This window comes from Shewanella sp. MM_2022_3, from assembly GCF_022557375.1.
In the GTDB taxonomy this organism is placed as follows: Bacteria; Pseudomonadota; Gammaproteobacteria; order Enterobacterales; family Shewanellaceae; genus Shewanella; species Shewanella xiamenensis.
This window is the reverse complement of the sequence record NZ_JAKZGV010000085.1, coordinates 1-7,038: the sequence shown is the minus strand read 5'-3', so window position 1 is coordinate 7,038 and position 7,038 is coordinate 1. Positions and strand designations below refer to the sequence as shown.

The window sequence follows — 7,038 nt, the reverse complement described above, 5'->3', positions numbered from 1 at the left end:
ATAGAGCACATATTTATATAATATATACATCTGATATATATTGGTTTGTGAAAGCTAAATACATCAATCATATCCAAAACGCCTAGTTTTTTAGTGGTGTAGGAAACTTATAATGATAAATCATAGTTTATATAAAAATTATCGTAATATAAAACCACCTCAACAAGGAAGAGGTGGTTTTTCAATTTTAAATTTATAAAAATGACCCATTAAGGCGTTACAAAATCAAATTTCAAGTGACATCCTTGGCAGTAATTATCAGATTTTTGGTGAACATGATGGCACTTAGCACAGTCAGTTTCGGTACTGAAGTGGCGATTGTTATGTGGATTTGTTGGTTTAAAATTCTCAGTTTTTACCGCTAACTTAGCGGTATTATGGCACTGCACACATTTCAGCATAGGCACTGCTTCACGGGTTTCCCCTTGATGACAGCTAGTACATTTTAGGCCCTTGGCCATGTGAGTTTGATCAAGTAGTTGTTCTGCGGCAAAGGTGCTGCTAGCCAATAGGCTTAATGCCAGTGAAAGAATAATCGTTAAGTTCTTCATAATTTGATCCCGTTATTCATTTTGAAAGATGCCTTATATAGGCACCTGTATTGATGACCTTATAACTTGGCGACATATTTGCCGGTTAAGTAGCCGAAGGTGTAGCAACGACCTAAGGACAAACCAAATACCGTTAATGGATAGTCAACGCCACCGTAGAAACCGCCCCCCATGTTACCTACGATGAACAAGCCACCAATGGGTTTACCATCTGCATCAAGGGCTTGATGGTTTTCGTTAACTAATACGCCCGAAGTGATTGCTGATAGGCGCATGCGACGGTGAATACCATAGAATGGAGCCTTTAACACGGGAGCCATTTTGCTTGGTGCTTTACCAAAGTCCTCGTCCCGTCCGGTTTTGCATAGCTCGTTGTAACGGTTGACGTTTTTCACGAAGGTTTTAGGATCGCAACCTAATTTCACCGCTAATTCTTCTAGGGTGTCAGCCACGAAGGTATTGATTTGTGATGGGAATACACCTTTCTTCTCAGAAGGATCCTCTGGCATGTAGTTTTTCAATTCTTCAGGTGTATAGGCTTTACCTGGCCAGTTTTTGGCTTGCTCCATATAGTTAGAATCGAAAACTTGAGAGTAACAACCTTGGTCAGCTTCGCTGCGGAGGTAATTATTCATCAATGACATTTCTACTGCTTCGTTGACGAAACGTTCCCCTTTACGATTTACCACGAGGAATGGCATGTCACACATTGCCGCCGGACCTGCGTCAAAGTCGTGGAGCATTTTTGTGTGACCAGCAGGTTCGATCACGCCGCCCGCCCAATACGCCATGACAAAGCCGTCACCGGTTCTATCCATTTGCTTGCGCTCAAAGTTTTTCAGATCGGGAATGAAGAAGTCACACATGGCTTTGTTATTTTGGTAGTCACCTGCAGCCAAAATCACCCCCTTTTTAGCCATAAACTTATGATATTTACCATCACGATTTTGGGCGATGACCCCAATCACCTTACCTGTAGTATCTTGGATCAGCTGGTTAGCAGGAGTGTTAAAGAAGAATTTGACCCCTGCTTTTTCGGCAGTTTTTGCCAAAGCACGCATACCGTCACCTGCGGTATAAGGCTTAGGACCAAAGAATGAGGTCACAAACTCCAGTGGATATTCGGTAATACCCTTTATACCGTGCTGTGGCTTAGTTCCTTGATCAACAACAGAAGCACCGCCTTGTTTCGCGCGATCAATAACCCAAGATACAGCTTCGCCTGAATTGTAGGCCCAGCTTCTCAGTAGTGCTGGGTTGCTGCGGTGGGCGTTGTCGGCCATTAAGCGGTTTACCAGAGCTTCAATACCTGCTTTATCGCTCTTTTTCAAATCTAAGCCAGAGCCTGTGTTTCCCTGTGCGACAACGATTGCTTGTTTCTGGAGAACGGCAACCTTAGCACCGTTTTCTGCTGCCGATAATGCAGCTGGAACACCAGAGGCTCCAGCACCCACCACAACCACATCGAAGGTTTGGGTTGAAGCAATTTCACTGTCAGGAATTGCCTTTGGTTTAGGCATAAACTCCAGTGTTGCGTGACCGATTTGTGCATATTCCTGGGCGTGTGTAGAAACTGGTGAAGCACTAGCAGAACCTGTTAATCCTGCAAAGGCTAAGCCACCGGTACCAATAGCAGCGCGGGTTAAGAAGCTTCGGCGTGATAGACCATTCTGCAAAACATGTGCGGTATATTGGTCAATTTCTCTCGATTCTTTACTCATTTTCATTACTCCGTTGACTATATCGTTAGGCTATATTCGCTCTGAATAACGACATAAGATTTGGCCAAGGGTCTGACTGGCAAACGGCTCGTTAGCCAAGTGACAAAGGCCTAAAAAAAAGGGGTGTATCCAAAGGACGTTAATACACCCTGTAAGTAGGCGCATGGGAGCGCGCGAATTAATGACCTAAAGCGAACTTGTAAGTCAGGTATAAGCGGAGATCGTTGAGATCTTCCTTCTGGTCAAAATCGACCATTGCATAGCGTGCTCTCACACCTAAGCCCTCAAAGACACCGCCAAACTTATAGGTCACTGAGAAGTTGGTTTCGGTAAAGTCATTCAGACTTTCGGGAGAGTCATAATCGCCGAAGAAGGCATAGGCGCTTAGTCCCTTAGCACCGACTTGGCCGAAGTCGTATTCCAGTTTTAAGGCGTTGACTTCTTCATTGGCGAGCGCGGATTGGTATACCTGTTGAATCACAACCTTGTCGTCGCCCCATGGCGTCAGCACAGTATCGTCACCAGTTTTAGCGAACATGTATGTGGCATCTACGCCAGCAAATTTAGCCCCTAAATGGAAACCATATTGATAGGTATCCAGTTCACCGGCGGATTTATTGCCCGTTGCCTGTTGATTGAGATAGGAAGGAATGAAATACAGATTAGCGGCACCCAATTGGGTCGAAAGATTTACCTTGGCATAGGTCTGTTGGAATACATCTTCCATATAGTATTGCCAGAGGTTGACCTGGGTTTTCACCGTTTCAAATGGCAGTTGATATTTGGCGCCAACGGCGTACATCGGATTATCTTCAACATCAACGACATTGCCGGTATTACGTTTGACTTCGGCTTTTACCGCCTCACTCACAGAGATAAAGCGTTCGTCGGTCCATCCCATAGAATCGGTGATGTAGAGTGCTGATAGTGTCAGATTTTCAATGCTGTGGTTTTCGGCTGAAAAGCCACGGTAGGTACGAGGTATGGCGCGGATATCATGGGGATTCATCATTGGGGTGCGTAGCTCTTGGGCTCCTAATCTGAATTGAGTATTCCACCAATCGCCCTGAACATAATATTCCTGCATACGATTGACACTTTGATGATCACCATTCGCATCTCGACCCACTAAGTTGTAAACCGCATCGGAGTCGTTAACCCAAATCGGGTTTGCAGAGGCGAAGCTAGTGCCGATACTCAAGCCATTCACTTTTGCAGTATTGTAATAGAACAGACCACCTAGTGATGTGGTGTGTTGGGTAGTGGTACCTTCATCAAAATCTTTAGTGAAATCTAAAAGACGTAACTCACCTTTTACAGTGCCTTCACTGAACATCTTGTCGATAGTGGTGTCCGCAACTGCTGGTAACGCTAGTGCTGACAAAACGACCAAGGATAAATAAGACTTTTTCATCATCATCTCTTCCTATTATTTGTAGCCTAAAGCGATTTTTAGGCTTTTCAAAAGTCACCAATGTCTTTTGTCAAATGTATGACGTATTACCTGTTGTATCAATTGGATTATTTGAAATGTGAGAATGAAGTTGCGAAAATCGAGGAGATGTAACTTAGATCAACAAAAAATCAATGCAGAGAATCCGGAATTTTGCCAATGGTTAGGTGCTAATTTTATTGAAAGCAGCTTCAGCTTTAGGAATATGGCTTTGTTAAAAGTATTTTTAATTCAATTTGTTATGTTTGATATCTGGTGCGGCGACAGTCGCGCGCCCGATTAAAATAGATGAGCCTTTTTAGTAAAATATTAGTCGGATTGAGATGATGATTATTCATACATCAGTTTGATTTATGATAGGATTTCAAATTAATTTTGATTCGAGAAGATAATTTGATTTCCTTCAAACCGATTAAGCAGCTAAGAGCATCGACAGAAGTTGGCCAGCAATTAAAAGAAGCCATTTTTGAGGGCAGGTATAAAGCTGGAGAAAAGCTTCCTTCAGAGCGGGAGTTAATCGATCTGTTCATGGTCAGCCGTACTGTGGTCAGAGAGGCTATAAAAATACTTGAAGCGAGTGGTTTGGTAGAAATCCGTCAGGGAGCAACAGGGGGGGCCTTTGTTAAGCAGATTAACTTCGAACGCATAAGCAATGCCTGTCAAGACCTATTAACAATGGGAAAAATGTCCTTACCTGAAATTATCCAAGTTCGAATGTTGCTTGAACCACAGGTTGCTCGTTTGGCTGCGAGAAATTGTACTGTAGAACAGGCGGCCAAGTTGCAAGAGGCCAGTAAACATGAAAACGATACATTAGAATATCCAACGACTGTGTTATTACGCTCTCAAGTACATTTTATTTTGGCTGAAATTTGTGGCAATCGTTGCTTAGAAGCTATAGCCAAATCGCTACTGCTATTACTTCGTCAAAATACTTTAAGCTTTGAACCGCCGACTGATGAAATCCATCCCGCGGGGCTACATGACAAATTAATCCAAGCTGTCGTTGATGGAGATGAAGATAAAGCTGAGGTTGAAATGCGCCTTCATTTGATCGATTTTGGCTTTCGAGTAGCTGAAGCTGAAGGAAAATATAAAAATTGCCCAGTCAGTTGATATGATTTTATAAAGACTAATTTATTTGTCTTCAAAACTGCCAGCCTACACGGATAATACGGAGTTTTTTGAATGAGGAATAACTATTAAATTGCCACTTAAAGACCAATTAAGTGGCAATTTATATATTGATTCTATTCAGGAACTACGCAGGTAAAACTTGCTGCACTTTCAATATCGCCAGTGCCATTATACTTAGCAATTTGTGGGAATGGGCAAAGTGGACGAGTACGTGACTTTGACCAGTCAACAGGGAGCTCAGTATTATCCCCACGAACGGATGCTAGAATTTCTGAGGGGGTAACACCATTTTCGACCCAGTTTACTAAAGCATCGACCATATTAAACTTATCTGTCGTCGGTCCTTTCCCACAGTGCCCCATACCTGGTATTAAGTATAACTTCGTAAACTCGGAAGCTTTACCTGAGTTATTACTATCTAACTCTTTATACCAATTTACAGTATCGTTTGCTGAAAATACTGCATCAGAAGTGCCGTGGAATACCATCATTTTTGCCCCCCTTTCTTTTAACGTTGAAAGCTTTGTAGCCTCAGGCGGTGCCATAAAATCATAGCCTGATTCAGTATAAAGGGAACTCGTGTTATGAATTCGCTCGGCAAACGTTTCTACGGAAGTTGACAGAATAAACGAAAGGGCTGACTGTTCATTATCATCGAATGGTGTTGGTGGAGTGCTAAATACATAGCCAACAGAACCAGTGTCTCGGGTTAGTGCCATATTGTATTCCCAACCAGACCAGTCATTAGCACTGATGCCTGCATCATAGGGGAAGTTAGCATAAATAGACTCGCCAGTTCTGATGTTATGCGGCCCCGCCATGATATTACTAAGCACTTCTTTTTGTGTTGAACTTAAGCAGGTACCATCTCTTTCACCAGAACAGGTTGGTACATCACGATCAAGATCAAAGGCCTTTTGACAAGCATAAGTATTGTTAATCATTCCATCATTTAAACCATCTAAACTGTCACATTGTTTGAGAAGTTGCTGTGATACAACTCCTAACTCTTCTTGAGTGATAGCTTTTTGTAATGTTGCTAAAATCTCCGAACCGTCTTGATTATAAGTGACTAATTTTGAGTATTGTTGGACACCGTAGAGTTGACTCACAGCAGCGTTAGGTAAGTGTAATCCTGGGTTTCCGACAATAAAACCATCATACATGTCAGCATAACGGCTTGCTGCTACCATTGTGTGACGTCCGCCGTTCGAGCAACCAGCAAAGTAGGATCTATCAGGCTCTTTACCATAAGCAATTTTGATTAAGCTTTTAGCCATAGGTGTTAATTCGGCAACAGCGTTATATCCGTAATCAAGCCGAGCCTGTGGGTCAAATCCAAATTGTGGAGCAGGAGTAGGGTGCCCAGCATCAGAGCTGATAACTGCAAAACCACTATTTAATGCTGCAGAATCGCTCCCACCGGCAAATATTAATCTTCCAACCGCTTTAGAGACAGAGCCATCAAGCCCACCATTTGCTTGGTAATAAAAGCGACCATTCCAATCTTTTGGTAAACGCATTTCAAAACCAATTGCATATTTTGTGTCTGCTTGACCGTTCTGTCCAAGACCTATTCTTTCATTCATGTAACCTTTAATGACACAATGTTCAGGTGCGGAGTAGCTTTCAGTAGAATTATATTGAACTTTACCCGCTGCAACCATTTCAGAACTTGTGATGACAGTATTCTTGAAGTCAAATTGTGAAGCTATATTACTGCAAATATTGAGAGTTGCTGGTGTTGCAGGAGATAGATGTGGGCTTGGAGGTGTTGATTCATTATCACCACATGCACTAAGTAAAAGACCTGATAATATCATTGAGGGAACGAGTTGGCTTTTTATTTCCATGTTAAAACTCCATCTTTAATAGGCTAAATACCTGATGTATTAAAAAATGGGTGTATCCAAAAGGACTTGATACACCCTTGAATAGGCGCAGGGAAGCGCGAATTAGTTTCTTTATGCAAATCGGTGAAATGTCCCTCTTGAGTAGATACAACATTCCATAAAGCTAGAACGTAACTAAACTCTTGAAACAACTCATGAATTATCTATCTTTAAATGTTTGTTTTATAAGAGCTTATTAAAGAAAAATTAAAGTAAACAACGATTAATCACCTCTTTTGGTTATTTGCAACTTGATGTATTTTTACTCAATAACTGTGATATGT

General features: G+C 42.0%; 5 protein-coding genes. 1 reads left to right on the top strand and 4 read right to left on the bottom strand.

Going from position 1 to position 7,038, the window contains the following annotated elements:
- Positions 1 to 209: 209 nt before the first annotated feature.
- From MMG82_RS20960 to MMG82_RS20950, 3 genes are all read right to left on the bottom strand, one after another.
- A complete protein-coding gene (locus MMG82_RS20960; RefSeq protein ID WP_241407380.1) occupies positions 210 to 551 on the bottom strand; it encodes a cytochrome c3 family protein in 342 nt (113 codons plus the stop codon).
- Positions 552 to 610: 59 nt separating this feature from the next.
- Entirely contained in the window at positions 611 to 2,272 is a 1,662-nt protein-coding gene (locus tag MMG82_RS20955) for an FAD-binding protein (protein ID WP_241407379.1), read from the bottom strand.
- Between the two features lie 178 nt (positions 2,273 to 2,450).
- A complete protein-coding gene (locus MMG82_RS20950) occupies positions 2,451 to 3,692 on the bottom strand; it encodes an OprD family outer membrane porin (protein ID WP_241407378.1) in 1,242 nt (413 codons plus the stop codon).
- Between the two features lie 408 nt (positions 3,693 to 4,100).
- On the opposite strand from MMG82_RS20950, the gene MMG82_RS20945 reads away from it, so the two are divergent.
- The gene (locus MMG82_RS20945) at positions 4,101 to 4,841 is read left to right on the top strand and encodes a FadR/GntR family transcriptional regulator (RefSeq protein ID WP_241407377.1); all 741 of its coding nucleotides are present in this window, start codon (positions 4,101 to 4,103) and stop codon (positions 4,839 to 4,841) included.
- A gap of 134 nt (positions 4,842 to 4,975) precedes the next feature.
- Here the strand turns inward: MMG82_RS20945 and MMG82_RS20940 are convergent, their stop codons facing one another.
- A complete protein-coding gene (locus MMG82_RS20940) occupies positions 4,976 to 6,715 on the bottom strand; it encodes a tannase/feruloyl esterase family alpha/beta hydrolase (RefSeq protein WP_241407376.1) in 1,740 nt (579 codons plus the stop codon).
- Positions 6,716 to 7,038: the final 323 nt, after the last annotated feature.

Coding starts and splice junctions, on each gene's coding strand:
- MMG82_RS20960 (WP_241407380.1), bottom strand. CDS start 551: ATGAAGAACTTAACGATTATTCTTTCACTGGCATTAAGCCTATTGGCT.
- MMG82_RS20955 (WP_241407379.1), bottom strand. CDS start 2,272: ATGAGTAAAGAATCGAGAGAAATTGACCAATATACCGCACATGTTTTG.
- MMG82_RS20950 (WP_241407378.1), bottom strand. CDS start 3,692: ATGATGATGAAAAAGTCTTATTTATCCTTGGTCGTTTTGTCAGCACTA.
- MMG82_RS20940 (WP_241407376.1), bottom strand. CDS start 6,715: ATGGAAATAAAAAGCCAACTCGTTCCCTCAATGATATTATCAGGTCTT.